Annotated in this window: 22 protein-coding genes and 2 tRNA genes; 16 read left to right on the plus strand and 8 right to left on the minus strand. The window is 37.4% G+C overall.

Features of this window, described 5'->3' with window-relative positions:
* The first annotated feature begins 12 nt into the window (after nt 1-12).
* The 4 genes from I2F17_RS02940 (at nt 13) to I2F17_RS02955 (ending at nt 3960) form a co-directional block, all read left to right on the plus strand.
* Nucleotides 13-89 (plus strand) — tRNA-Asp (locus tag I2F17_RS02940).
* A gap of 34 nt (nt 90-123) precedes the next feature.
* Nucleotides 124-199 (plus strand) — tRNA-Val (locus I2F17_RS02945).
* A gap of 966 nt (nt 200-1165) precedes the next feature.
* Nucleotides 1166-2539, plus strand: a complete 1374-nt coding sequence (locus I2F17_RS02950) for a PTS transporter subunit EIIC (RefSeq protein WP_196423390.1) — start codon at nt 1166-1168, stop codon at nt 2537-2539.
* The gene (locus tag I2F17_RS02955; protein ID WP_211139057.1) at nt 2539-3960 is read left to right on the plus strand and encodes a sucrose-6-phosphate hydrolase; all 1422 of its coding nucleotides are present in this window, start codon (nt 2539-2541) and stop codon (nt 3958-3960) included. The genes I2F17_RS02950 and I2F17_RS02955 overlap by 1 nt, the downstream gene beginning before the upstream one ends.
* Before the next feature lie 307 nt (nt 3961-4267).
* Here the strand turns inward: I2F17_RS02955 and I2F17_RS02960 are convergent, their stop codons facing one another.
* From I2F17_RS02960 to I2F17_RS02975, 4 genes are all read right to left on the minus strand, one after another.
* Nucleotides 4268-6898: a PepSY domain-containing protein gene (locus tag I2F17_RS02960; protein WP_211139058.1), complete on the minus strand. Its 2631-nt coding sequence runs from the start codon at nt 6896-6898 to the stop codon at nt 4268-4270.
* Between the two features lie 153 nt (nt 6899-7051).
* The gene (locus I2F17_RS02965; protein ID WP_196423392.1) at nt 7052-7612 is read right to left on the minus strand and encodes a YcxB family protein; all 561 of its coding nucleotides are present in this window, start codon (nt 7610-7612) and stop codon (nt 7052-7054) included.
* An 86-nt stretch (nt 7613-7698) separates the two neighbouring features.
* Nucleotides 7699-9870: a YccS family putative transporter gene (gene yccS, locus I2F17_RS02970; protein ID WP_211139059.1), complete on the minus strand. Its 2172-nt coding sequence runs from the start codon at nt 9868-9870 to the stop codon at nt 7699-7701.
* Nucleotides 9871-9923: 53 nt separating this feature from the next.
* Entirely contained in the window at nt 9924-10655 is a 732-nt protein-coding gene (locus I2F17_RS02975) for a nitroreductase (protein WP_211139060.1), read from the minus strand.
* A 398-nt stretch (nt 10656-11053) separates the two neighbouring features.
* Here I2F17_RS02975 and I2F17_RS02980 point away from each other — a divergent pair, with 398 nt between their 5' ends.
* The gene (locus tag I2F17_RS02980; protein WP_196423395.1) at nt 11054-12520 is read left to right on the plus strand and encodes an alanine/glycine:cation symporter family protein; all 1467 of its coding nucleotides are present in this window, start codon (nt 11054-11056) and stop codon (nt 12518-12520) included.
* A 398-nt stretch (nt 12521-12918) separates the two neighbouring features.
* Here I2F17_RS02980 and I2F17_RS02985 read toward each other — a convergent pair whose 3' ends face one another.
* Entirely contained in the window at nt 12919-13392 is a 474-nt protein-coding gene (locus I2F17_RS02985; protein ID WP_211139061.1) for a DIP1984 family protein, read from the minus strand.
* A gap of 324 nt (nt 13393-13716) precedes the next feature.
* Between I2F17_RS02985 and rep the strand changes: the two genes are divergently transcribed.
* From rep to I2F17_RS03015, 6 genes are all read left to right on the plus strand, one after another.
* On the plus strand, nt 13717-15762 hold the full coding sequence (gene rep, locus I2F17_RS02990; RefSeq protein WP_196423397.1) for a DNA helicase Rep: 2046 nt from the start codon (nt 13717-13719) through the stop codon (nt 15760-15762).
* Between the two features lie 19 nt (nt 15763-15781).
* Nucleotides 15782-16234, plus strand: coding sequence for a dUTP diphosphatase (gene dut, locus I2F17_RS02995; protein ID WP_196423398.1), 453 nt, complete (start codon nt 15782-15784; stop codon nt 16232-16234).
* A gap of 132 nt (nt 16235-16366) precedes the next feature.
* Nucleotides 16367-17794 (plus strand): phosphomannomutase/phosphoglucomutase, encoded by a 1428-nt coding sequence (locus tag I2F17_RS03000; RefSeq protein ID WP_211139062.1) that lies wholly within the window; start codon nt 16367-16369, stop codon nt 17792-17794.
* A 42-nt stretch (nt 17795-17836) separates the two neighbouring features.
* Nucleotides 17837-18739, plus strand: coding sequence for an acetylglutamate kinase (argB, locus tag I2F17_RS03005; RefSeq protein ID WP_196423400.1), 903 nt, complete (start codon nt 17837-17839; stop codon nt 18737-18739).
* A gap of 290 nt (nt 18740-19029) precedes the next feature.
* Nucleotides 19030-19875: a class II glutamine amidotransferase gene (locus I2F17_RS03010; RefSeq protein ID WP_211139063.1), complete on the plus strand. Its 846-nt coding sequence runs from the start codon at nt 19030-19032 to the stop codon at nt 19873-19875.
* A 231-nt stretch (nt 19876-20106) separates the two neighbouring features.
* Nucleotides 20107-20580: a hypothetical protein gene (locus tag I2F17_RS03015; protein ID WP_196423402.1), complete on the plus strand. Its 474-nt coding sequence runs from the start codon at nt 20107-20109 to the stop codon at nt 20578-20580.
* Nucleotides 20581-20616: 36 nt separating this feature from the next.
* Here I2F17_RS03015 and I2F17_RS03020 read toward each other — a convergent pair whose 3' ends face one another.
* Both I2F17_RS03020 and I2F17_RS03025 read right to left on the minus strand, forming a co-directional pair.
* The gene (locus I2F17_RS03020) at nt 20617-21780 is read right to left on the minus strand and encodes a glutathionylspermidine synthase family protein (protein WP_211139064.1); all 1164 of its coding nucleotides are present in this window, start codon (nt 21778-21780) and stop codon (nt 20617-20619) included.
* A 3-nt stretch (nt 21781-21783) separates the two neighbouring features.
* Nucleotides 21784-22140 carry a hypothetical protein gene (locus tag I2F17_RS03025; protein ID WP_196423404.1) on the minus strand — a complete coding sequence of 119 codons (357 nt, stop codon included), beginning with the start codon at nt 22138-22140 and terminating at the stop codon, nt 21784-21786.
* A gap of 119 nt (nt 22141-22259) precedes the next feature.
* Here I2F17_RS03025 and I2F17_RS03030 point away from each other — a divergent pair, with 119 nt between their 5' ends.
* From I2F17_RS03030 to I2F17_RS03045, 4 genes are all read left to right on the plus strand, one after another.
* Nucleotides 22260-22610: a DMT family transporter gene (locus I2F17_RS03030; RefSeq protein WP_196423405.1), complete on the plus strand. Its 351-nt coding sequence runs from the start codon at nt 22260-22262 to the stop codon at nt 22608-22610.
* Between the two features lie 204 nt (nt 22611-22814).
* Nucleotides 22815-23264: a bacteriohemerythrin gene (locus I2F17_RS03035; protein WP_196423406.1), complete on the plus strand. Its 450-nt coding sequence runs from the start codon at nt 22815-22817 to the stop codon at nt 23262-23264.
* Between the two features lie 100 nt (nt 23265-23364).
* Nucleotides 23365-24447 (plus strand): hypothetical protein, encoded by a 1083-nt coding sequence (locus I2F17_RS03040; protein ID WP_196423426.1) that lies wholly within the window; start codon nt 23365-23367, stop codon nt 24445-24447.
* On the plus strand, nt 24448-24762 hold the full coding sequence (locus I2F17_RS03045; RefSeq protein ID WP_196423407.1) for an RnfH family protein: 315 nt from the start codon (nt 24448-24450) through the stop codon (nt 24760-24762). It begins immediately after the preceding gene.
* Nucleotides 24763-24842: 80 nt separating this feature from the next.
* Here the strand turns inward: I2F17_RS03045 and I2F17_RS03050 are convergent, their stop codons facing one another.
* Nucleotides 24843-25214, minus strand: coding sequence for an outer membrane protein assembly factor BamE (locus tag I2F17_RS03050; protein WP_196423408.1), 372 nt, complete (start codon nt 25212-25214; stop codon nt 24843-24845).
* 108 nt (nt 25215-25322) lie between these two features.
* On the opposite strand from I2F17_RS03050, the gene fur reads away from it, so the two are divergent.
* Nucleotides 25323-25760, plus strand: coding sequence for a ferric iron uptake transcriptional regulator (gene fur / locus I2F17_RS03055; protein WP_092747768.1), 438 nt, complete (start codon nt 25323-25325; stop codon nt 25758-25760).
* Nucleotides 25761-25798: the final 38 nt, after the last annotated feature.

Raw genomic sequence — 25798 nt, forward strand, 5'->3', positions numbered from 1 at the left:
GTAATGTCAGATGCAGCGGTAGTTCAGTTGGTTAGAATATCGGCCTGTCACGCCGAGGGTCGCGGGTTCGAGTCCCGTCCGCTGCGCCATTTTAGACTTACACTTTAAATCTTGTGATTTAAAGGGCGCTTAGCTCAGTTGGTAGAGCGTCTGCCTTACAAGCAGAATGTCGGCGGTTCGATCCCGTCAGCGCCCACCATATCTATTATAAAAACCAACTCTTGATCAGATCTATTTTTCCTCAAAATTAATCTTACTGATATTATCAAATCTAAATAATGACTCATTCTTCCTCCTAACAATATCACTGTTAATCTATTTTCGCTTATTTTGCTTAAAAAAATCTAAACATAATGCTGTGCAATACCCTGATTGTTTTTTCATTAAAATATTAGACATGTGTTGGGTGATATAAAAGCAAGTAATTCGATTGATCTATTTATTATTTTATAAAACGATTTAATTTGAATCTTATTTTATTTTTGAACCAATCTGTTTGCCATATCAGACAGTAAAGAAGAATACATTTTTGATAGACATATAAAAAATATGAGTTGATTTAAACTTTTTAAATAAAATTAGGGGGGGAAGTCAACCATAAGAACCGCTTTGTTTGGATCAGGAGTCTATAACAATGTGATTTTTTCTAATTAATATTTTTAATCAATAGTGGTTTAAATGCTGAATAAATGACAAGAAATGAGTGCTTATAAGATATTGTTACATAAAAACAAATGACATTATAAGTCAATGATTAATAGATTTTTTGAAATCAAAAAATAAAATAAAAAGAATTGTGTGATTATAAGATATTGTTTTTGTTTGTTATTATTTTAATTTATGCTTTTGTACAGTGATATGATTAAACCATGACTGGATTTTTATCGTGTTTGTTTTGTAGTTTTTTAGCGTCATACTATTGTTAAATTTAATTTTGCCTATAAAGTTAAATAGTTATCTTTAATCATTTTACATTGATGTAGGTGTGTTGAAGATGTTGTCTAATAAATACATGAGGAAGATCGTCACTAATATTTCGTATAGATTATAAAAGGATCATCGAGAGATGGTTATTTAATTCTACATTTTGTAGCTATTCAAGAATTTTTTTAATGAAATATGACTTGTAATAGTATTAATAAATTAATTACCTTTGGTGCAAGAGATGGATGTCAAGACAATCGTACGACAATTAGTCCCACTTATGGGAGGCAAGGATAATATTCATTCGGCAATCCATTGTGCAACCCGACTAAGAGTAGTACTTGAAGATGATACTCTATTAGATTTGAATGCGATTGATGAAATTAAAGGGGTTAAGGCAAGTTTTCGTAAATCGGGGCAGGTACAAGTTGCCTTTAGTAGCAGTATAATTAATGATGTATATGATGAATTTATTAACTATACGCAAATCAACGAAGTTTCCAATAAGCAATCAGCGTCAAGAGAATCAACAAAAAATTTGGGCTATTTTAAACGCATAGCCAATACCTTATCTAAAATATTTATTCCACTCATTCCAGCAATTATCGCATCTGGCCTGTTAATGGGGCTTTTGAGCTTGATAAAAAATTATGGTTGGCTAAGTACAAGCCATCCAATTTATATCTTGCTAGGAATGTTTAGTTCTGCTGCATTTATTATTTTACCTGTTTTAATTGGTTTTAATGCTGCGAAAGTATTTGGTGGTAATCCATATATTGGTGCAACTCTTGGTGGGATTTTAGTTCATCCAAGTTTAGCAAATATTTGGGGAGGGGTTGGCCACCATTATCAGACACTCGACTTATATGGCTTTCAAGTGGCCATGATTGGCTATCAAGGAACCGTTTTTCCAATTCTTCTGACTGTATGGTTCATGAGTTATTTGGAAAAATTTTTAAAGCGCATTGTACCAGAAATGGTAGAAGTCATTTTTGTACCTGTTATTACATTAATTATATCTGGTTTTGTTTCTATACTTTTAATTGGCCCTGCAGGTCGAATGTTAGGTGATGGAATTGCCTTTTCTTTAACTACCTTAATTGACCACACAGGTTGGTTTGCCGGAATGTTATTTGGCGGACTGTATTCAGTGATTGCAATGACTGGTATCCAAAATAGTTTCCATGCTATTGAAGCTGGGCTGTTAAGTAATCCACATATTGGTGTGAATTATTTACTGCCAATTTGGTCAATGGCAAATGTAGCACAAGGTGGTGCATGTTTAGCTGTTTGGTTTAGAACACGTAATCATAAAATAAGAAAAATCGCAATTCCTGCGACATTTTCAGCAATGATCGGCTCTGTAGAAGCTGCTGTATTTGGTGTGAATTTACGCTTTGTTAAACCTTTTGTTGCTGGTATGGCAGGTGGTGCAGCAGGTGGTGCATGGGTTGTATACAACAAAGTATATGCTACAGGGGTTGGCCTAACAGGAATACCCGGTCTAGCAATTATACAGGCTTCTTCTTTGGTGAATCAGTTGATTGGCTTAGCGATTTCATTCGGTATCGCATTTTTTATTTCTTTAGCATTTAAATACGATAAAGAGAGTTAATGATGAAAGAGACACAGCTTCTTAAGCAAACATTACATGCAGTAATGAATAATTACTCAAGTCATTCAAACGATAAATATCGCCCAACGTGGCATTTATCTCCTGTTGCAGGTTTGCTCAATGATCCTAATGGCTTTATTCAGTTTAAAGGTCAGTATCACTTATTTTATCAGTGGAACCCATTAGCTTGTGATCATAGTAATAAATTTTGGGGGCATTGGAGCTCAAAGGATTTGGTGAATTGGCAGCATGAACCTGTTGCTCTTTTGCCAACAGAAGAGTTTGATAAAGATGGCTGTTTTTCAGGGTCGGCTGTAAATGATGATGGACAACTGGTTTTAATTTATACAGGCAATGTCATGCTCGGTGAAACTGAAGCAGACAGAACAGCATGGCAATGTATTGCTAGACAAGACAGCCATGGAGAGTTTAAAAAGCAACCTGTTATTGGTCAGTTAGAGGGATACACAGGACATATTCGTGACCCGAAAGTGTGGAAAGAAAATGATTTGTGGTACATGGTGCTTGCTGCACAAGATTTGAAATTACAAGGGAAAGTTTTGCTTTTAGAGTCCCCAGATTTAGAAAACTGGACATTAAAAGGTGAAATAGCTGGCAGTGAGTTTAAGAAAACAGGACCATTTGGCTACATGTGGGAGTGTCCTGATTTATTTAGATTAGATGGTCATGATGTTTTAATCAGTTGCCCACAAGGTGTAACCGCGCAAGAGCGACGTTATTTAAACATGTATCAATGTGGATATTTACTTGGGCAACTTGACTATACCACTGGCGACTATCCACATAGTGCATTTTTAGAGCTTGATCATGGACATGAGTTTTATGCACCACAAACGACTTTGGCCGAAGATGGTCGTAGATTACTTGTAGGATGGATGGGGGTTCCAGATCAAGATGAGTTTTCGCAACCAACTCTAGCATCGGGGTGGATTCACATGATGAGTTGTCCACGTGAGTTGAGTATAAAAGAAGGAAAACTATATCAATTACCTGTGGCCGAGTTACAAGAGCTGAGATCTGAACATCAACATGTTAAAGGAGAGGCGAGTACGCTTCCGACATTTGATGTATCAAGTGCTGAGCTGATTGTTTCGACTCAGGGAAGTTTTGAGCTGAATATTTCAAATACACTTTGGTTAAACTGTGATGAACAAGGAATTACACTTACACGTAAGTCTTTGAGCGGTGAAGCGGATGAGGTGCGTTATTGGGATCAAACAGTAGAAAAACTACAAATTTTATTAGACCGATCAAGTGTTGAAATTTTTGTGAATGATGGTCTAGGGACGCTCACATCGCGTTATTTCCCGACAAGTGATCCTGTGTTGACATTTAGTGGTAATGCAAGTTTAGAGGTTGACTATTGGAAGCTCGAGCCAGCACCTGTCACTAAAATTTAAGTGAAATAAGACCTTTTTATTCAATGATAAAGCCTGTTCGTTTTCTTTTTTAAAGAAAGTGAACGGGCTTTTTTTATTCAGTATTAACTATTTGAACCGAATAGACTTAAGTATTGCTCTTTGTGATTTGTATAAGTGAATTTCACTGAGATGTCACTAAAGATTAAAAAATTTACTTCTGAGTACGGTTCAAGACAGTCACCATGACTCATTTTTATCTATGATTTAACACAGGTGTAAGCGGATTGCAGGTGATTGTAAACGTAGAATAAAGCCGAATAAGTGCTCGGCTTTATTCGATGCTAATTTAGTACACGTCTCTACGGTATCGGCCGTGTTCTCTTAATTCATCAAGAAGTGTCTCACCTAAAATCTCTTTGAGTGCTTGATCGACGCCTGTCGCCATGCCATGTACACTACCGCAAACGTAAATGACTGCACCTTGTTCAACCCATTTTTGTACAAGATCTGCTGAATGTATGAGCTGATCTTGCACATATTTACAGTCTGCCTGATCTCTTGAAAAAACTAAGTCTAGATGTGTAAGTAAACCTGATTTTTGCCAATTTTCAAGCTGTTGTTGGTAAAAGTGGTCACAAGTTTTTTGACGTTCACCCCAAATTAACCAATTTTCGGTGTAGCCTAAATCTTGGCGTTGCTGTAATAAACTCAGAAGTCCAGCAATCCCTGTACCATTACCAATCATTAAGACTGGACGGTTATCATCGATGAGATGAAAGGCTTCATTCGTGCGTATGCGTAATTCAATATGTTCATGTAGTTGAGCATATTGGCATAGCCATCCTGAGCCTAAGCCGTATTCGCCATTTTGAGCTTGAGCGAGTCGCACGACTAATTGTAAATGCTGCTGTTTAGGTATACTGGCAATAGAGTATTCTCTAGATGGTAAGGGTTTGAGTGCTGTAATTAACTGCTCAAAATCATTGTTCACTGGAGTGTTTGTGAGGTCTTTATTTTTTAAAGCCAATCTTTGTTCGGTGTTTAACGTACCTAGTTTATGTTGGTCTATAAACGCGGAAATGCGATGATCGCTATTCATGGGTTGAATTACAGCAATATCACCCGCTTGCCATGTAATGTCTGCCTGTGTTGTTAATTCTAGGTGATAGGCAGGCTGACCTAAACTCTTTGGATTTAATAACTTTCGTTGATTTAAGGTCCATAGGTCAAACGTTTTTTCTGTTAACTGAATACTTTGTAAATCAAATTGGGTTATTTTTGCCAATTGTTGATTCCACTTTTCGATATCTTCAAGACAACCATCATCGACTTCGATGGTCGAAAAAAGCTGTGTGGCTCCTGAGTGGTTGAGCCAATCAGCGATCTGATGGCCAAAACTACAATAAGTTTCAAAGTATTCTTTTGAACCTAAAGCAAGTATGGCAGATTTGACATGTGATAAATCGAGTGTTTGGCTCATGATTTTTTTACTAAATGAGACAGCAACATCCGGCGCATCTCCTGTACCGTAAGTACTGACAACATATAAAATTTGGTTATGATTTTTTAAATCATCAAGAGTGACATGTTGTATAGATTTGACATTTGTAGTCTGTTTCGCTTCTTGTAGGCTTGTTGCCGTACGCCATGCTAATTGTTCAGAAACGCCAGTTTGCGATGCGTAAATGATCAGCCATGCAGGAGTATTGTCTTGATTTGAAGGTATCATTGTTGAAGTATGTGTTTTTGCAAGTTGGGTCAATTTTTTTTGCTTTCTTCGTTTAAGATATAGCATTATCCCTGTAATGAAAAATAATGGCATCGCAAGGGAGGCAAGCATGGCAATAAATTGCCAAACAGGGCCAAAAAAGCTACCTCTGTGTACAGGTAACATGCTCGACATAATTTTGTCGTTCAGCTTTTTATCACTGTATAGCTTTAAATTGTCTATGCGATCGGTCGTATAATTGTAACTGGCACTATTTCGTGCTCTTTCATGCGGTATATCTGCATCTACAAAACTAAACTCTATTTTTCCATTATTGATTTTTGGCACATTGAAAGTAATGCTTGAGTAACCATTTTTATATTGTTGGTTAAATCCTTGCCATGTTTGTGAGAGTGCAGATTCAATTTGAGGAGCAGTCATAACTGCTTTATTCGCTGTTTGTTCAGGTTTTTCACCACGAGGTGTACGATTTTGGCCTTGTGTTTCATTGGCTTTTTCACCATTAAATGTGCGATTTTGGCCTTGTGCATTTTCAGGTTTTAAGCCAACTGCTGGTGCTTGCATTTGCTGTGGTCTTTCTACACCAAGTACTTTGAACATTCCATCACGCCACCAATCATAAGACCAATATAAGCCAGTCACAGCAAATACGAGATAAAATAAAACCACCCAAGTACCGACGACAGCGTGTAAGTCCCAAATAAAATTTCTTCCTTTTAATTTGGGTTTAATAGCAAACCATTGCTTTAACGAATGCTTTTTAGGCCATCTGAGATATAAGCCACTAAGTACAAAGTAAATGAGCATGAGGGTACATGCTGCTGTAATTTGTTTCCCGATTGGACCAAAGGTTAAGTTTCGGTGGAGTTGCTGTATAAATTGTAAAAACTCTCGACCTTTAATGCTCGGTAAAATGCTGGCATCGTAAGGATTGACCATTAAGTTTAGACCACGACGTTCTCCTTCTTTTTTTATATTGATAATCGAAGATGCATCTGCCTCATTTACTACAGTAATACTGTTAATTTCAAGTGAGGGGTCTTTACTGACTAATGTTTGATATAACTGACTTGGGGTAAGTTTTACTTGTTGTGCAGGTACTTGTACGGTATAGCTATCTTGATTGATCCATTTTAAAATTTGTTGATCATAAGAATAAATGGCACCTGTAACGCCCATTAAAGATAAAATGAGTCCAGCTGTGATTCCAAGAAACCAGTGGAGTTGGAAGAGAGTCTTTTTAAGCATGGTGATAAAACTAACAAAGGAACCAAAAAGTTAGCCGATTATATCTAATAATTGTTTTTAAATGTTATTATTTTACAAGTAATATTTATTATCATTTAGAATGGATATTGCTGTTTTGAAAGAGAACCCCTATTAAAGGGGCTCATAAAAGGACTATATTTTTTTTGCATCACCCACAGAAAGTTTGAGGTGTTTACGAATGGTTGCAAATGGGAAGTTTTTGCTGTCCATACGTTTTGGTAAAATATATGCCCCTTGTTGTCCTTTAACTTTAAAACTTAACAGTAAAAATTCAGCAGTATCGTACCATTCATACACGTCTTTCCATGCAATCGATGCAACACCTTCTTGTGCGCCTACTTTTTGGCGCATAACAAGCCCTGTCGGTTGAACTCCTAGACGAATGCCTTGAATATTTTCAGCAGGAACTTCATTCATTTTACGTTTAACGTACCATTCTAAGGCAAACTTGCGAATCAGTACATAGATTGCTACACAGGCTAAAGCCACCCAACAAAATATAGTTGAGTAATTTTTAATTAACACAATCCCTAAAATGGCAAGAAGCACGACTGCTCCCATAATAGCCCATGCTTTGGTACCGATGTTATTGGTACTACGCCAAATGGTGAGTTGTGCGTGGCGTTGTTCTGCTTCAGATACTTCATAACTTACAGGCTGTAAAGTATATGCATATACGTTTTTCGTGTTCATAGTTCAATAGTTATAAAGAGTTAATTTTCAAAAAGTGTATCATTAAACGGTGTGGTCGTGAGTATATTACAGCAATTTATTGATGTTTAGACAGGCTCAAAATGGTTACTTTCATCTTGTTGGTAACTCAAATTTTGTTTTAGTGTCCGAAGTTGATCTAAAAGACCAAACATGAGTGATAACTGCTGTAAAATAATGAGCGTTAAATCATCGTCATTTTGTTGTTTAAGCAAGCGATCTCGAATGTTTTGCAACATATTGTGTGCATTTAAGTCAGGTGCTTCATCATGTATTAGCACACCTTGTACATCATCTAAAGCACGATTGAGTAGCGCTAAAATATCTGGGTCTGTAATTTGAGCACGATGTGCCCCAAGTGCTGCAATATAGCTTAAAAAAGTATGATTTAAACACAGTAAATCAAAAGCAAGTTCTTTTTTTTGTGGATCGTAATCAGGTTCAGTGGCCAATGTTGAAATAACCGAGGCCAACTCTGCGTCATTATTGTGTGCGGCACGTCGAATGACTCTATAATCTAGATGGTCATTTTTACCTTCATGATACTGAGTGATAATTTCTGCTAAGTATTGGCACTGTGTGGTGAATGCTTTTTGAATATTTTGCGGAAGGTGTCTGAATTTCCAGTCGGGAAAAATAAATGACACGCCAAGCCAAGCAAAGAAACAACCAATGAGTGTGTCAAGTATGCGAGGCCAAGCAGCTTGGTATCCGAGGCCACTGTCTAAGTTAAAATTGATTAATGCCAAAATAGTAATAAAAGCTGTTGCCTGAGCGTATTGTTGGCTACGAAGTTCAAAAAATAAAATACCACTGATGACTAAAATAAGGAGTTGCCCTTCTGTACTCGGTACAAAGTATAAGATGGCTGAACCAACAATAACCCCAAATATTGTACCGCTAATGCGTAATCTCAACCTTCTTTTTGTTGCGTTAAAATTAGGTTGGCTGACAAATAAGGCGGTAAGGAGCACCCAAAACCCATAATGGATATTGGTGGCTTGAATAAATAGATAAGAGCAAAACAACACGAGCGATACACGTATGGCATGACGAAATAAAACAGACTCAGGAGTAAAATTTTGCTTCACTCTCGATAAAATATCAGACCATCCTTTTAGGTCGTCATCTTTTAATAGACTTTCTTTTTGCATTTCTTGAGTCGTGATTGATTGTTCTGTTTCTAAATTTCGAAGTTGACTATCAATCGATTTTAAATTTTTGTAAAGCGATTTAAAAGCATTAATCCAAATGGGGTCGTTGGGATAGTCGAGATGTAAGCGGTGCAAAGATGTATAAAGGTTTTCAAAAATAATTTTAAAACGAGTATCGTGTATGTATTGCGTATTTTTATGCAAATTTTGACTTAATTGATGACATGCAGTGGCTTGTAGGGCGAGTAAACGCTGAAAGCGAAAGACAATATCGCTGTGTTTAAAGTGTGTGGCGAGTAGCTGGTAATCGATATGGGCAGAGTCTGCACGTTCGTGAATATCTTGAGCAACAAAATAATATTGTAAACTACGCCGTGTACTTTTTCGTCCTCGATCACCTTTTAAACGGGTCAGTAAAGCCACTTTCATTTCATTAAATAATTGTATGAGTTGGCTATTTTTTTTAGATAAGATAATCCAGCTTTGTCTGTAGCTTTGAGCGGTCATATCTACATCAAATAGATTTGCTTTGGCTGACAAAAACTCACTGAGCGCGGTGTAGCACGAGGCCAAAGTATCTTGTACAGGCCGTATTGGAAAGAGTAAATAGATAATGGTGGAAATGAGTCCATACCACGCAGCACCTGCAACCAATAAAAGAGGCTGTATGTACCATGCATCAAACAAATGTACACCGAGCATACTGTATACAGATACCACCAAACAACCATAGGCAATGGTTGCATATCTACGGCCGAGTGAACCGAGTAGAATCCAGCCAATACATGCAAAGAGTAAGCTAATTGCGAAAATTACAGGGTAAGGAAATAACAGTTGTATGGCACTTGCAGCAATAAAAAAACCTAAATAAGTATAGAGTTGATTCATTAAGCGCACAGTAAAACGGTCATCGATATCACTTAGACCTGCGGCCACAACGCCTAAAGTTAGTGGAATAGTGGCCAGTTGAAAATGAAGAAAATACGGAATAAATGCTGTACCTAAAAAAGCAATCGCCATTCGAAAATTATAAATTAATGACGAATTGTAAGTAATTTGATGAATACGTCGTAATCCAAAATTCAACTGATAACTTCCTTTACCATGGCTTTAAGGTACATCCCCAAATCACATTTAGTTTAATCTAAAAATTGGCTAAATGTCGTGAGATTTTCACGTGGGGTTTGCAGTTGGTTCACAACAGCATCGGGGTCGGCATAGCCTAACGCCATTGCACAGACTAAGACTTCATTTTTAGGGGCATTGATCTCGTCTAAAACAAGAGTATGGAAGTGGTTCCATGCTGCTTGAGGGCAAGTATCTAAACCTCGTGCTTTACTTGCTAACATAATATTTTGCATCATCATGGCAATATCCATTTTTGCCCCAATGCCCATCACTTGATCTACAGTAAAAAATAGTCCAACAGGCGCATCAAAAAATTTAAAGTTGCGTAATTGTTGTGCTGCCATTTTTTCTTTTTCACCTTGTTGAATGTTTAGTGCACCATAAAGTGCCCAACCATTTTGTCTACGTCGATCTATGTATGGTGAAATCCATTGCTCTGGATAGTATTTAAAATTTTCTTGATAGGTTGAGGCATCGATATCGCCTTTATTTATGGCATGCTGTGCTTCACATACACGTTGTACAATACGTTCGCGAGCGTGTCCCGATACAACATATACTTTCCAAGGTTGTGTATTGGTACCTGATGGAGCACGACATGCAACAGATAAAATATCTTCAATGATGCAACGAGGAACATCACGATGTTTTAAAAATGCGCGTACAGAGTGTCTTGTAGTGATGGTGTGGTCAACAGCATGAACTAATGCGTCAGTGCCTAGATGGTCAGATGGTGTATTCATATAGTGCTCATAAGATGCTCATCAAGAAAGGTTAGCATACTGAGTTTATGATGAATATGTGAAGAGATTTATGTTGGAGCGGGTCAACTCTTTGGCATATTTGCCGAATTTTTAGGGTTGGTGATGGCTGTGGCCAAATAAAACTTGGTTTAAAGGTTTGAATGCGTATAATTGCCTGTTTTAAAATTTAAGCTATTTTTCAGTGCACAATGTAAAATGTATGGTTTTAAAATAGAGCACACAGGCTTTTATGCTACGTGCTGTAGTGCAATTGAGTATTTGAGATTCGCAGTATGTCTCATTATGGCGCAATAAAGGGATGTTTAAAAAGATTTCAGCTGTCGTTGGTATCGCCTTTGCGCACTTCGCATCACTTTTATACAAGGATAAATATCTGAATGAATCAGGAACTGAATAACTTGCTCATGGGGTGGATTACTCATTTAAATGATCCTTTATGGGACTTTTTAGTCATTTTTCTATTGGCTGTAGGAATTATTTATACACTGGTTACAGGTGGTGTACAGTTACGTATGTTTTTTGAAAGCATTCGTGTCATGAAAAGCTCTCGTCAACCACAGCAAGAGCATGGCCTGACTGCATTTCAAGCATTTGTAACAGGTTTAGCGAGTCGTGTAGGTGTGGGAAATATTGGTGGTGTGGCCATCGCAATTGCGATAGGGGGGCCAGGAGCAGTATTTTGGATGTGGGTTACAGCAATTGTTGGTATGAGTTCAGCATTTGTTGAATCTTCTTTAGCACAGCTATTTAAAATCCGTGATGCAAATAATCAGCGTTTTCGTGGTGGGCCTGCTTACTATATTACTTTGGGTTTAAAAAGTAAGACCTTTGGAGTGGTATTTGCACTGTCTTTAATTTTGGCTTACGGATTTGTATTTAACTCTGTACAAGCCAATGCGATGGCAAGTGCGTCATCACATGCATGGGGCTGGGATCAATATCAACTTCATGTACCTGTGATTGGGGTGAGTTTATCTTGGGTTGGATTGGCATTGGTCGCTTTAACAGGACTGGCTATTTTTGGTGGTATTCACCGTATTGCAAAGCTGGCTGAGGTTTTTGTTCCTGTAAAAGCAGGTTTATATTTAGCGGTTACACTGTATATTATTGTTATGAATTTAGATCAAGTACCCCATATTTTTGGTCTTATTTTTACAAAAGCATTTCAGTTTGATGCAGCGGCTGGGGGCTTCTTTGGCTCTATGGTTTCTATGGCACTCATGCAGGGTGTAAAACGTGGTTTATTTTCAAATGAAGCAGGCATGGGCTCTGCACCTAACGCAGCCGCCGCTTCAGATGTTAGCCATCCTGTAAACCAAGGTTTAGTTCAAATGCTGGGTGTATTTGTTGATACCTTTGTAATTTGTACGTGTACAGCGATGATTATATTAATTTCAGGTGCATATACAGAAACAGGGTATGTGGGTGTTGAATTAACTCAACGTGCACTTGAGCGTCAAATTGGCCCTTGGGGTGGTGATTTACTGGCCATATTACTATTTTTATTCTGTTATTCGTCTATTTTAGGTAATTATGCCTATGCTGAAAGTAATGTACAGTTTATTAAAAACAGTCCAAAAGTCATGTTTGTTTTTAGAATATTAGTGATGTTTATGGTCTATTTTGGCACTGTGACCAGTGTACCATTGGTGTGGAACATGGCTGATTTATCGATGGGAATTATGGCGACTTTAAATCTTGCTGCAATTTTATTACTCATGCCATTTTTACTAATTATTCTTAAAGATTATCGCAAACAGCAAAAAGCAGGCATTAAAGACCCAGTCTTTAAGCTAGATGATCATCCTGAATTAAAGAAAAAGATTAATACAGATATTTGGTAATGGTCTAAGTGTATGACGTGTACTATGCACGAATAAATAGTCGGTCAAATATATGAGGCAACAGTACATACTGTTGCCTTTTTTACTGTGCTATTAATGATGAGTATGGATGAATTTAAATCATAGCAAAGCGAACCACAGTAGCTAAACAGAAATTCTTGTTGTGGGTTATGAGTATAGGTATGTAATGATGAGTGAGTATACTGCCAGCACATGGTAGTTATGGGTAATATGTAACTTTGCGTACAAAGGTTTAAAAGGTCAGGTGTTTTGGGCTATTTTGTGAAAAAATGGCATGCCCCTTTGCCTTCAGAAACACTATACAATTTTTCAATCCTGTATTGTGTGGTAAAGGATCTTGTGCTCGCACAGTATACTCAATCAAGTTAAGCAGATGCTTAAGCTTCTTTTATATCATTAATGAGCTCAATGTTCCAATTGGTTGCTTGAATATGTATATTGAGATCTCTAATTTTGCTTGCAATGTCATCGCCTTGTTTTTGAAGATTTGAAACAATAACGGTTTTATTCCATTTAATTTCTCTTGAGCTGTAGCGATCAGGTTCTCTGTGAGCATGTTCTATTGTTGACATTAATACTTTATGGCGTTCAACAGCCGCATCTCGTTGCATAATCAATTCAAGCAGTGATGTGTTGTGTTCGACCATGGTATTGGCATTGGTGAGATTAATCTTATAAATTAATTTTTGTTGCTCTGAAATGAGGTTGAATAGTTCAATCAGTAATTGATGAGGATCTTCTGAAGGCTCGTTGCCTTCTTGTACCAATACATTATTATTGATTCGTTGTTTGAGTGAGGAAATCTTTTTTTGTTGATCGCTTCGAATTAATAATGCTTCTGCAAGTTTCATTGTGGTCTCTAAGGCTAACTTAAGTTGCCTTTCAAATTATCGTGCATGCGATATTTTGTCTCTTATTTTTTTGTATAAAAGGGTTACCTCTTTTTTGTATAAATATTCTTTTGGTTGATTGATTTTGGTTAACTGTATTTTTGACATACACAACATGGGTTTGACGACCTGTAACATATAACAAATCTTGATCGATATAAAATCAAAGATGATTTTATCGTAAGATTTACAGGCGCTATATTTTTCAACACTTCATGGGATAAAGATTAGAAAAATTGCCATGACATGACTATAATCATGCTCGAATTGGGGAAGGAAACAGACATGTCATCAGCAAGTCAACTGAACGAGAAACAGTTTGAAGCCATGAAGTATACGCAAGGGCCGTTATTGGTTTTGGCGGGTGCGGGCTCAGGCAAAACGTCAGTAATTACCCGAAAAATTGCACATTTAGTACAACAGTGTGGTATTCCTGCATATCGTATTACTGCCATGACTTTTACGAATAAAGCTGCACGAGAAATGAAAGAGCGTGTAGGCAAGTTATTGTCTAAAGAAGAGGCGAAAGGATTGTCGGTATCGACCTTTCATACGTTTGGATTGAATTTACTGCGTTTGGAAATAAAACACTTACCTCTGAAAAATAACTTTTCAATTTTAGATGCAGATGATTGTAAGCGTATTTTAATGGACTTGATGCATCAAGATAATTTATCGGGTGCTGAAAGCAAGGAGCTGATTGCTAAAGTCATCAAAAAAATCTCTGATTGGAAAAATGATCTGATTATTCCTGAACAAGCACATCAAACGTGTGAAACAGAAGAAGATGTTCGTTTTGCATACTTGTATCAACTTTATGAACGAAACTTACGTGCTTATAATGCAGTTGATTTTGATGATTTAATTGTATTGCCTACACGTTTATTACAAGAAAATGCTGAAGTGAGAGACAAGTGGCAAAATCGTGTACGCTACTTGTTGGTCGATGAATACCAAGACACCAATACAGCACAGTATATTTTGGTTAAATTATTGGTTGGCGTGATGGGGCAATTTACCGCCGTAGGCGATGATGACCAATCAATTTATGCGTGGCGTGGGGCAAAACCTGAAAATATGGGACTGCTCAAGCAAGATTTTCCCAACTTAAATGTAATTAAACTTGAACAAAATTATCGTTCAACCAGCCGTATTTTAAAAGCAGCCAATCATGTCATTGGTCATAATCCACATATTTTTGATAAAAAGCTGTGGAGTGACAAAGGACATGGCGACGAAATTCGTATTATTACGTGCCGTAATGATGATGATGAAGCAGAACGTGTAGCACAAGATATTATTACCCATAAATTAATGAATGGGAAAAATTGGAAAGATTATGCCGTCTTGTACCGTGGAAATTTTCAAGCACGTATTTTAGAAACGCAATTACGCCAATTGCAAATACCGTATAAACTCTCAGGGGGAACATCTTTTTTTGCACGTAGTGAAATTAAAGATATTATGAGTTATTTGCGATTAATCATTAATCCAGAAGATGACAGTGCATTTTTACGCATTATTAATACGCCAAAACGCTCAATTGGGCCTGTAACGTTAGAAAAATTAGGTCTGTTTGCGCAAGAAAATCATTTGTCATTGCTTGCAGCTGCAGGTGATCAACGTTTAACCATGGTATTGTCTAAGAAAATTTGCTCACATTTATTTGAGTTTTCTGACTTTATGCAAAAATATACCCGTGAATTGCTTGAAGACGATAACCCTGTACCCATTATTCGACAAATGATCACAGAAACAGGTTATATCGATTACATTCGAGAGCAAGCAGCAACGCCTGCACAAGAAAAAACTAAGCTCGATAATATTGAAACGCTCTATACGAGTATTCAAAGTTTGATAAATCGTGCTGAACATGTCGATGATAAGAACATTGAAAGTGTTATTCGTAAAATGGTGTTGCTTGACTTGTTAGAGCAACAACAAGAAGAAGAAGACACAGATAAAGTCAATTTATTGACCTTACATGCTGCAAAGGGTCTTGAATTTCCATATGTATATATGATTGGTCTAGAAGAAGAGCTATTGCCGCATAAAAATTCGATTGCAGCCGAAACCATTGAGGAAGAACGCCGTTTAATGTACGTGGGTATTACTCGTGCAAGACAAGGGTTGACGCTCACTTTGGCAGAACAGCGTAAAGCAGGTGGGCAAATGAAACAAATGACAGCGAGTCGCTTTTTAGATGAATTGCCACAAGACGATATTCATTGGTTGGGTCGTAAAAAGAAAATGAATCAGCATGTCGACCCTAAAGAACAGGCCAAAACATATTTAGACAACTTACGCAGTATGTTGAAGCATAAACATTAATGAGTACAAGGAAACATCAATGAAAGTTCAAGTAAAAGTTTTAGACCCTCGTTTGGGTGAAACTTGGCCATTGCCAAATTATGCAACACAAGGCTCTGCAGGGTTAGATTTACGTGCATGTATTGATGAAGCTATTACAATACATGCAGGTCAAACGGTTTTAATTAAAACGGGCTTGTCTATTTACATTGCAGATCCTCAATTTGCAGGATTAGTTTTGCCACGTTCAGGGTTGGGGCATAAACATGGCATTGTATTGGGCAATTTGGTGGGGCTGATTGATTCAGATTATCAAGGCGAATTAATGATTTCTGTATGGAATCGTGGTCAAACCACATTTACTTTAGAGCCAGGTGAGCGTTTAGCACAATATGTACTGGTACCTGTCGTTCAAGCAGAATTTGAGCAAGTGACTGAATTTGTGGCAACTGCACGTGGTACAGGTGGTTTTGGTCATACAGGTCAGCAGTAATAACAAACATCATCAGTGTATCGATGCACTGATGATGTATGAATGCATTTTTAATTTTGTGTAGAAAAATATTTACAATAGATACATAATTGATGACAATTTAGCATGATATTAAAATAGTTCAGCCAAAACATGCGGTTAACACAACCAGATTTTCCCACCCATATTTTTCGAGCCTATGACATCCGTGGGCGTTTGTCAGATCTACGTTTAAGCGTAGTTGTTGCCATTGCAAGAGCGTTTGCTATACAGCTTAAACAACAACAGATTGACCATATTGTTTTAGGGTATGATGCACGGCATGATGGAAAAACCTATGCTGTATATATCGAACATATTCTGACACAAGCATCGATTAAAGTAACCCAGTTGGGCTGTTGTTCTACACCCTATATGTACTTTATGGCACAGCAGTCTACGAAAATGTGTTCAGGGATCATGCTGACAGCAAGTCATAATCCTAAAACAGATCATGGCATTAAATGGTTAATCAATAAATCACCACCTACACCCACAGAAATACAACATATTGCTCAATTGGCAAAACAGCAGTATCTAAATCATCAATCACTCCCTACTGTTCAGTTAGATCGACCTGTTGAAATTCCATCAGCACAGACATATCTTGATCAATTACAAGGTGATATTCACCTGCAAAGAACACTAACAGTAGTAGTAGATGGCATGCATGGTGCAGCAGGACCATATGCCACAGCTATTCTTCACAGCTTAGGTTGTCAAGTGATCACTTTGCGTTGTGAGGCCAATGGTGACTTCCCAGATCATGCACCCGACCCATCTAAAAAACAGCATTTACAGCAATTGTGTGATGCAGTAAAAAAACACCACGCCGATCTTGGCTTAGCATTAGATGGAGATGGTGATCGTTTGGTTGTGATTGACGAAAATGCAACGATGATTAGCCCAGATCAATTGATGTGTGTATTTGCAGAAATGTGTTTAAAACAGCACCCTCAGCACGAAATTGTTTTTGATGTAAAGTGTGCCAATGTCATTGAACATGTGGCACACCACTATGGTGGAACTGCAACGATGCTTCGTACAGGCAGTACATTTTTACGCCGTTATCTTGCAGGTAATAAACATGCAGTATTTGGTGGTGAATATGCTGGGCATTATGTTTTTAATGATGGTCGAGGTTTAGGGTATGATGATGGGTTATACGCAGGATTGCGTTTAATGGAGTATCTGACGCAACAGCCTGATCATGCTTTATCGGCACTGTTTTTAGACTATCCGCAACGGTGTTTTACTGAAGATACTTATATTGCAACAACAGATACAACAGCAATCAAGCTACTTGAATTATTTAAGCGACGTTATAACAATACTGAGGCAAAGCTCACAGAGATTGATGGTATTCGATTAGATTTTAAACAAGGTTTTGGCGTGATCAGAGCATCAAACACAGGAGAGTTTCTCACGGTACGTTTTGATGCCATTAATCATGCGGTGTTAAAAGACATTAAAATTGCGTTTTCAACTGTATTTTTACCAGAGCACCCAAGTATTTCAACACAGATCTTAAATGCACACTAAAGCATCATTAAGAAAAAATGACAGTAAATCAAAGGACATACTATGGCACATCAACATATGGGTTTGGACAAAGCACACGTTTTAACAGAAGCTTTGCCATATATTCAACGTTTTGCAGGTAAAACATTGGTGGTTAAATATGGCGGTAATGCCATGACTGATCCTGCACTCGAAAGCTCATTTGCACGTGATATTGTATTGCTGAAAACTGTGGGATTGAACCCTATTGTTGTGCATGGCGGTGGACCGCAAGTCGATGCACTACTAAAAAAACTCGGACAAGAGTCTGACCGTATAGACGGTATGCGTGTGACCGACAAAGCGACTATGGATGTGGTTGAAATGGTGCTTGGTGGGAGTGTGAATAAATCTATTGTAAATTTAATTAACCAACATGGTGGCCGTGCAATTGGTTTAACAGGTAAAGATGGCAATTTGTTACATGCTCAAAAATTACTGATGGAAAAAAAAACCACAGATGGAAGCATAGAGAAAATTGATCTTGGTATGGTGGGGGAAGTGGTCGGGGTGAAAACAGATGTATTAGAAATGTTTACCCAAAGTGACTTTATTCCTGTCATTGCACCTTTAGGGGTGGATGAGCATGGCGATACTTATAATATTAATGCAGATCTTGTTGCAGGTAAGGTTGCCGAGGCTTTAGGTGCAGAAAAATTGATTTTACTCACCAATATTACAGGTGTATTAGATCAAAATAAAAATTTACTTACAGGCTTGACCACTCAAGAAGTCGATCGTTTAATTGAAACGGGCGTGATTTATGGCGGAATGATTCCTAAAGTAGGTTGTGCGTTAGATGCTGTTAAAGGTGGTGTCGTGAGTGCTCACATTGTCGATGGTCGAGTACCACATGCTACGTTGCTTGAGGTATTTACAGACCATGGTGTGGGTACTTTGATTTCGAATCGTTTAATACAAAAATAAATGGTGAAATCGAATGAATCATATGTGGGTAAATTTTACCCACATCCAATCGTGACTACAATTGCGTTTTAAGTCTCATTATTTTTAGAATGTGTAGATAAATCGTTTTTTTATTGGTCGTGCTATTTTCATCAAAAACTATATATCTATTTAATAATCAATGACTTTTTATAAATAAACATCCTTTATGAAAAAAATACATAAAGAACGATATAAAAACTAATTTACAAGATTAAGACGTTGGGCTAAATTATAACAGTGTTAAACAAATCAACGATGTAAGTAACGCCATGTGCCAACTCCTCGGAATTAATTGTGCTGAACCTACGGATGTGACCTTTTCTTTTAAAGGATTTTCACAGCGTGCAGGGATTACATCAGATCACTGCGACGGTTTTGGAATCGGTTTTTTTGAAGACCGAGCATGCCGTTTGTTTGTTGACAATAAGTCTGCGATGCAATCACCGATTGGTGAGTTAATTCGCAACTATCCCATTAAATCCAAAAATGTCATTGCACATATTCGTAAAGCGACTCGAGGGCAAGTGACCTTCCAAAATTCGCACCCTTTTGTGCGTGAACTGTGGGGGCGTCATTGGTTATTTGCTCACAATGGTGACTTGCATGACTTTGCACCTGAACTTAGCGGTCGTTTTACACCCATTGGTAACACAGACAGCGAATATGCATTTTGCTATTTGCTAGATCGTTTAGTTGAACATTTTGGTTATAAAGAACCTAAAGTGGAAGAAGTATTTGCTGTTTTAGAAGAAATTGCACCCGAAATTTCAGAATTCGGCACATTCAATTTTTGCTTATCCAATGGTGAGGCATTATTTAGTTATGCTGTCACTAAGCTCAGTTGGACGGTGCGAGGTTATCCATTTGGTTTAGCTCGTTTGGTTGATCTAGATGTGGAAATTGATTTTAGTACAGTGACAACGCCTCAAGATCGAGTGGCTGTAGTAACCACAGAGCCTTTGACAGATGAAGTGTGGACAGCATTTAAACCAGGTGAGCTTATTTTATTTCAAAATGGCGATTTGGTAAAAACTGCACAAACTTACATTGATCGATTAGCAAGGGAAGCCAAAGATCCATCGTTACGCCGTATTACTCAAGCAGATATTTACTAATCATCGATAAGGTGGCAAAAACATTGGCCACCTCCATCGGTTTACTTCAAGCACAGATACTTTAAGCCTGTGTAGATGCTAAAATAATTTTTGATTGAGTCTATGTATTTTTAGTGACTGATTTAAAATTTGTTATAGCATGTTCAACGCGTTTTTGATCGATTTTAACTTTCTCTTTTCTATGACTGTTGATACAGTAGCTTTGTACACCATACAAGAGATGACAACGTCATGTATTTTTGGAATACCAAAGCTTTAGCACAAGAGTTATCAGCCAATACGCTCAATAAAAAGCATTATAAAAACTATTACTTGATGACTGCATTACTCATCACTTTAGTGTACTACTACGGGATGTATTCTCCTTATAGTGAATTGAACATTATTGGTTTTGAAGGTGTATCTACGCTAACTATTATTTTTATTGGTATTCACTGTGCGTATAAAGCCAATGGTGGTGATGAAGGACAACATTTTTTAGAGCGGATGACAGCGTTATCTTTTCCCATTTTAGTGCAAAATACAACAGCAGGAGTTGCTTTCGGTTTTCTCATGGTTGGGCTGTATTTTGGATTGAATTTGGAAGGTACAGCATTTGATACGTGGTTTGAATGGAGTATTTCACTGTTCACTGTAATTTTACAAATCCTCTTTTTTACGCGTTTAAGGTTTTATATGAAAGCAGTGGCAATTGATCGTAGTTAAATCAACCACCAAAACACAATTTCTGAATATTGCCACTTACTCTATAAAGTAATGTGGTACAAAATGGGCATCATTTCCTATGATTGTGCATGCATCTTCACGAATAGACATTCCTTTGCACTGATGTCCAACCATCCATAGTCCGAGTGTGGGCAACATGCCTTGGTGTAAGGGGGTATCTACCCAACGTTGTGCCACATAGCCATGTTTATCGTAATCTTTAAAATAAAAACTACCCGATGCTTTTCCACGGTCAATACTATCTTGCAATATGTGAATATTTGCACCTTCACGTGCAAGTATTGGCTTACGTACCCATTTTCCAGCATAGCTGTGTTGAGGATGGTACGCATGTGTTTCTAACAGAAGTGGGTGATTGGGGAATCGTTGCCACAATGAAACCAATAGCGCTTTATTAGAAAGCAACATTTTCCAACACGGTTCAATCCACTGCATATGTGGTAGTTGAATGTATTTTGAAAAATTTTCCTCCCAAATCCACTCCCATGGATACAATTTAAATAAATGTTGAATAACTTGATGATTAAGGTCGACAAAATGTTGATGATTCCAACCAATATTATCCATAGATAATTCACTGACATTGAGCCCTGCTTGAAATGCAGTATCCATCAAATATTCTAAATTTCCCCAGTCTTCACGTCCTGCACTTTGGCACGCAGCAAAGTGAATGGTGGTATTCGGTGAATACAGTGTTTGCCAACGCTCAATAAGTGCTTCATGAATATGGTTGAATTGATCACGGTGAGGAATCGATGACACTTGTTCGAGCCAAAGCCACTGTGCAACAGATGCTTCGAGTAGACCCGTTGGTGTATCTGCATTGTATTCTAACATTTTGATATTGTGACCATCATATGCAACATCAAAACGCCCATATAGCATAGGTGCATTGGTTTTCCATGTGTGCTCAATACAAGAAATGGCCGCGTTGGGAAGTTGAAAATAAGCGGGGTAATTACCACGAGTAATCATATCTTGTACAAGATCAAGGCACATTTGATGCAATTCATTGGCTGCATCTTCAAGTTGTTCAATATGTGTTAAGTGAAACTCATAGGCAACCCCTTCTGACCAGTAGATTGATCCATCTTCTGAAGGAAGGTTAAAGTAATCAAAACCAATTTTTTGATGCTCTTTTTCCCACTGTGTGCGTTTTGGTAGGATAACTCTTTTCACGAACTAACCTCCACCTGAACTATTTGACTGTCCTGATCCACCAAAGCCACCCCGAATAGGGGTTGATTTAGCATCGGGGTTGATGTGTGTGGAGATGATTGGGGGGCCATTGCGTCGTCGCCCAGACGCTTTAACGACTTGACCTAAATAACGAACTTTACGGTTTGTTCGATAATATTGAGGCCCTAAATATCTTGTATAATCACTAGATAGGGTAGTTTGTTGTTCATCGCATAATTCGAGATGCCAATCTTGCTGACAGTCATACTGATGATTGTAAACATCTTGTTGTAATATATCATCGCTACATGCTGTGAGTAATAAGGGTACAACGACCAATGATAATTTTTTGGTTCGCATATGTACAAAACCTATGATGCTGTGTAATTTTTAAAAAAAGATGTCAACTGACGAAAGGTCTATCTTATGTATCCTTTTACATAAAGTATAGTGTTAAAAATAAAGGATATGAGATTTTTATGCCAAGTTTTATTTTAGCTAACCTCGGATATTTGTATTTGGCTTGTGTGATTATTATTGATATTTTAATGATGTTTTTCTTAACACAAGCACATGGTTTTTCAAACTATAAAGCCACCGTATTGAGTTTGGTGTGTTATGCCATTACTTTTGTTTTTGCAGGTTTGGCACTAAAACATTTACCCATGAGTGTTGTTTATGCGCTTTGGGGTGGATTGGGTGCAATGGGTTGTGCTGTGGTTGCACACTTTTTTATGGGGCAAAAACTCAATTTACCAGTGTATATTGGCATGGGATTGATTGTTGTGGGCGTTGTGATGGTTGAATTGTTTTCTGAAAGTTCAAGCTAAATACTATAGGGTTGAATGTTAAGAAGTATTTGATTTGATTAAATAATACTTGATTCTTTTACTCTACTTTATCAGTAACTATAACAAATTCAAACATTTATTAAACCACCTAAAATAGTCGGATTTTTTTATTATTTTTCAATAAGATAAAATTATATATCATATGATTTAGATCATAATATAAAGTAAAAATAAGGGGGAATAATGAAAATTTCTTGGAATGCAAATTTTGAAACAGGGATAGAAGTCATTGATGAGCAACACAAACGAATTTTGCATTATATTAATGATATAGATGAGGTGTGCTTTACACATGATCGTGAAAAAGTCAAAGAAATTTTAGATAATATTATTGATTACACACAATCTCATTTTACCTTTGAAGAAAGCTTGCAAGAAGAAGCAGGTTATCAATTTAGTGTTCCACATAAAAAAGTACATGATTTATTTATTAAAAAAATTGAAGACTATCGTTTACGCTTTTTAAAAGGTGAACCCATTGAAGATGATTTATATCAGGTTTTAACCAAATGGTTAATTAATCATATTAAGCATGATGATGCAGATTATGTGGGCGCGGTTAAAGAAAATATGAAGCAACTCATTCAAGAAAAACAAAAGAAAAAAGGATGGTTGGCTCGATTTTTTGCATAAGGTTGATAAAAACAACGTGAATGCAGTGATGAGTGAGCAACAACTTTTGATTTTCTGTGATCAGAAAGGCAAAATAGCGTATCATTTTTAAATAATTTAGATACAGGACAGACTCATGTCTCGATGGTTGTCACCGTTACTTGCATTTTGTATGTCATTGGTGCTCATTACAAGTTTGGCACCGATGTTGGGATTTCAAATTGATCGTCAATTTGACTTTTGGTTATTGTGGTTGTTGATCGTTTTGGTCGTATCGTTGCCATTGACCTATTTAGAATATGCATTAGTGAAACGTGCAAAAACAAGTATATTAAATGCGTTTATGATGCTGACAAGAGAGGCTGATGCCGCTTTTCAATGGAGAATAGTGGGGTGGTTATCTGTCATCTTTATTCCCTTTCTTGCAGGCGCACTGCTCAATAATAGTTATACACTCATTGGTCAGTTTGTACATCTACCAATACGTTCAGAGTTGGTTTTTTTAGTCTTAGCCATGTTTGCGATGTTACTTTCATTTGCTCCTCGATTGTGGTTGGCAGGTGTAAGTGTCGTGGCAGTATTGGTTTCATGGGCGACTAGCTATGTATTTGGCTATGCCCCTTTGGTGTGGCACACCACCAATATTGTGTTTTCTGAGTGGGGCAGTGCAACTGTACTTGCATTGATTGCCAGTGGTTTAGGCTTAGGAATTTATGCACAAACCAGTTTACATCAAATTTTAAATACAGAACGTTCAAGTCAATTGGTCATTCCTGTTTGGTTAGCACAAGTATTTGCAGTTGTTGTTTTTGGTTTTTTTACCATACGTGCTGATATTCCTGCTTTAACATTCCTTTTAGCGGTGGTTTTTGCAGCGGCGTGGCTTTTACAATTGGCGAGACAACAACTGATTGAGCGTAACATTAATGTCATTGCTGTCTATTTAATCATATTGGGTGCATTACTTATTTGGGTCATACCGCATGCACATCGCCTATTTAATCTTGTACTCATGCTTTGGGGGCTTGTGAGTTGCTTGTTGTATAGTTTGTTTGCAGGGTGGATGATGAAAATTAGTCATCTACGAAAAGTACTTAATTTTAGCAATGAGATTTATTATAATCTTTGGCGTATTGCGGTACGTATTGTTGCTCCTTTAAGTATCATTGTTGCAATCTGTGCTGTATTTGCAGGATATTTCTAAATGAATGATGTATGGGTGGCTTATGCATCTGAGTCTCAACAGTATTATATACATGTTGATTTTCACTCTGGCATGACGATTCAAGATGCCATTGATGCAAGTGATATTGTCAGCAAGGCGAACTTAGAACTTCCACTTTGTGTGGGGATTTTTGGAGAAAAAATGCTAAGTTTGGCACACACTTTACAAGAAGGTGATCGTGTAGAAATTTATAGGCCATTGATGATTAATCCAAAAGATATTCGTCGCAACCGTGCTCAACAAAAGCCCATGCAGACTAGAGCACAAAAAGAAAGCAATCGTTTTAAACGATAGTTCTAACCGAAAGAAAAACCCCCAGATTTGGGGGTTTTCTTTGACTAAGTCGGATGAAAGTTATTAAACTTAGCTCATATTTACAATGCTTCTTTTGCAGCAGGAAGCCCTGGTTGCGTATTTGGGATGCTGTCTAACCCTTCTATACGGCTGACGACACCCGAGTTGTCGAAGTAAATTTTAAGGTGTTGGCCTTTTGCTTCAGCAATTTTTGCCTTTTTTGCATATGTGCCAGGAATGTAATTGTAAATATAATCCCAACGCAGTGGGTTGAGTGGATCGGCAATTGTAGGACTGCCCAGTAAAAAACGTACCTGTTGGTAAGTCATACCAGGTTGAACTTGAGATGCCTGTGTTTTTATAAGCGGTGTTCCTTGCGGAATGTCAATTTTATAAACACAACCACCGAGCATTGAACTGACGAGTAAAGTCGTCAAAATAATTTTTTGCATTTTGCTACACTATCCAAATCAATTTTGATGCATTTCATTCAATCATAGATCATACTGCATCTAAACCCTATTGCATATTACTACTTAAAAATAGTTGAGAGACTCTGTATGGCCATTTCAAATCAAGACTTACGTAAAGCTGGATTGAAAGTAACCCTGCCAAGGATTAAAATCTTGGAATTACTTGAAACATCTAAGCCACATCACTTAAGTGCAGAAGATATTTATAAAACACTATTGGATCAAGGTGAAGATGTTGGCCTTGCAACAGTGTATCGTGTATTAACTCAATTTGAAGCAGTCGGTATTGTGCAACGTCTTAATTTTGAAAACAATCATTCTGTTTTTGAAATCATGCAAGACAGTCACCATGATCACTTGGTCTGCCAAAACTGTAATAAAGTGCTTGAATTTAGCAATGACTTAATTGAAAACGAACAGCATGAGGTTGCCAAAAAATTTGGTTTCACATTGACTGGCCACTCTTTAAACTTGTATGGGTTTTGTAGTGATCAAGAATGCCAAGACGCTTCACGTAAGAAGTAATGTGTACATAAAGACCACAAACATGATTGAAAGGGTTA

The organism is Acinetobacter baretiae (genome assembly GCF_015627105.1).
GTDB lineage: Bacteria > Pseudomonadota > Gammaproteobacteria > Pseudomonadales > Moraxellaceae > Acinetobacter > Acinetobacter baretiae.

Excerpts from the sequence above, each read along its gene's own strand:
- dut (WP_196423398.1), top strand. The coding sequence starts at position 15,782 with ATGAAAGTTCAAGTAAAAGTTTTAGACCCTCGTTTGGGTGAAACTTGG.
- I2F17_RS03015 (WP_196423402.1), top strand. The coding sequence starts at position 20,107 with ATGTATTTTTGGAATACCAAAGCTTTAGCACAAGAGTTATCAGCCAAT.
- I2F17_RS03050 (WP_196423408.1), bottom strand. The coding sequence starts at position 25,214 with ATGCAAAAAATTATTTTGACGACTTTACTCGTCAGTTCAATGCTCGGT.
- I2F17_RS03000 (WP_211139062.1), top strand. The coding sequence starts at position 16,367 with ATGCGGTTAACACAACCAGATTTTCCCACCCATATTTTTCGAGCCTAT.
- I2F17_RS03030 (WP_196423405.1), top strand. The coding sequence starts at position 22,260 with ATGCCAAGTTTTATTTTAGCTAACCTCGGATATTTGTATTTGGCTTGT.
- I2F17_RS02950 (WP_196423390.1), top strand. The coding sequence starts at position 1,166 with ATGGATGTCAAGACAATCGTACGACAATTAGTCCCACTTATGGGAGGC.
- I2F17_RS03010 (WP_211139063.1), top strand. The coding sequence starts at position 19,030 with ATGTGCCAACTCCTCGGAATTAATTGTGCTGAACCTACGGATGTGACC.
- I2F17_RS03035 (WP_196423406.1), top strand. The coding sequence starts at position 22,815 with ATGAAAATTTCTTGGAATGCAAATTTTGAAACAGGGATAGAAGTCATT.
- rep (WP_196423397.1), top strand. The coding sequence starts at position 13,717 with ATGTCATCAGCAAGTCAACTGAACGAGAAACAGTTTGAAGCCATGAAG.
- I2F17_RS02980 (WP_196423395.1), top strand. The coding sequence starts at position 11,054 with ATGAATCAGGAACTGAATAACTTGCTCATGGGGTGGATTACTCATTTA.
- I2F17_RS02965 (WP_196423392.1), bottom strand. The coding sequence starts at position 7,612 with ATGAACACGAAAAACGTATATGCATATACTTTACAGCCTGTAAGTTAT.
- fur (WP_092747768.1), top strand. The coding sequence starts at position 25,323 with ATGGCCATTTCAAATCAAGACTTACGTAAAGCTGGATTGAAAGTAACC.
- I2F17_RS02985 (WP_211139061.1), bottom strand. The coding sequence starts at position 13,392 with ATGAAACTTGCAGAAGCATTATTAATTCGAAGCGATCAACAAAAAAAG.
- I2F17_RS03045 (WP_196423407.1), top strand. The coding sequence starts at position 24,448 with ATGAATGATGTATGGGTGGCTTATGCATCTGAGTCTCAACAGTATTAT.
- I2F17_RS02955 (WP_211139057.1), top strand. The coding sequence starts at position 2,539 with ATGATGAAAGAGACACAGCTTCTTAAGCAAACATTACATGCAGTAATG.
- I2F17_RS03025 (WP_196423404.1), bottom strand. The coding sequence starts at position 22,140 with ATGCGAACCAAAAAATTATCATTGGTCGTTGTACCCTTATTACTCACA.
- argB (WP_196423400.1), top strand. The coding sequence starts at position 17,837 with ATGGCACATCAACATATGGGTTTGGACAAAGCACACGTTTTAACAGAA.
- I2F17_RS02975 (WP_211139060.1), bottom strand. The coding sequence starts at position 10,655 with ATGAATACACCATCTGACCATCTAGGCACTGACGCATTAGTTCATGCT.
- I2F17_RS02960 (WP_211139058.1), bottom strand. The coding sequence starts at position 6,898 with ATGCTTAAAAAGACTCTCTTCCAACTCCACTGGTTTCTTGGAATCACA.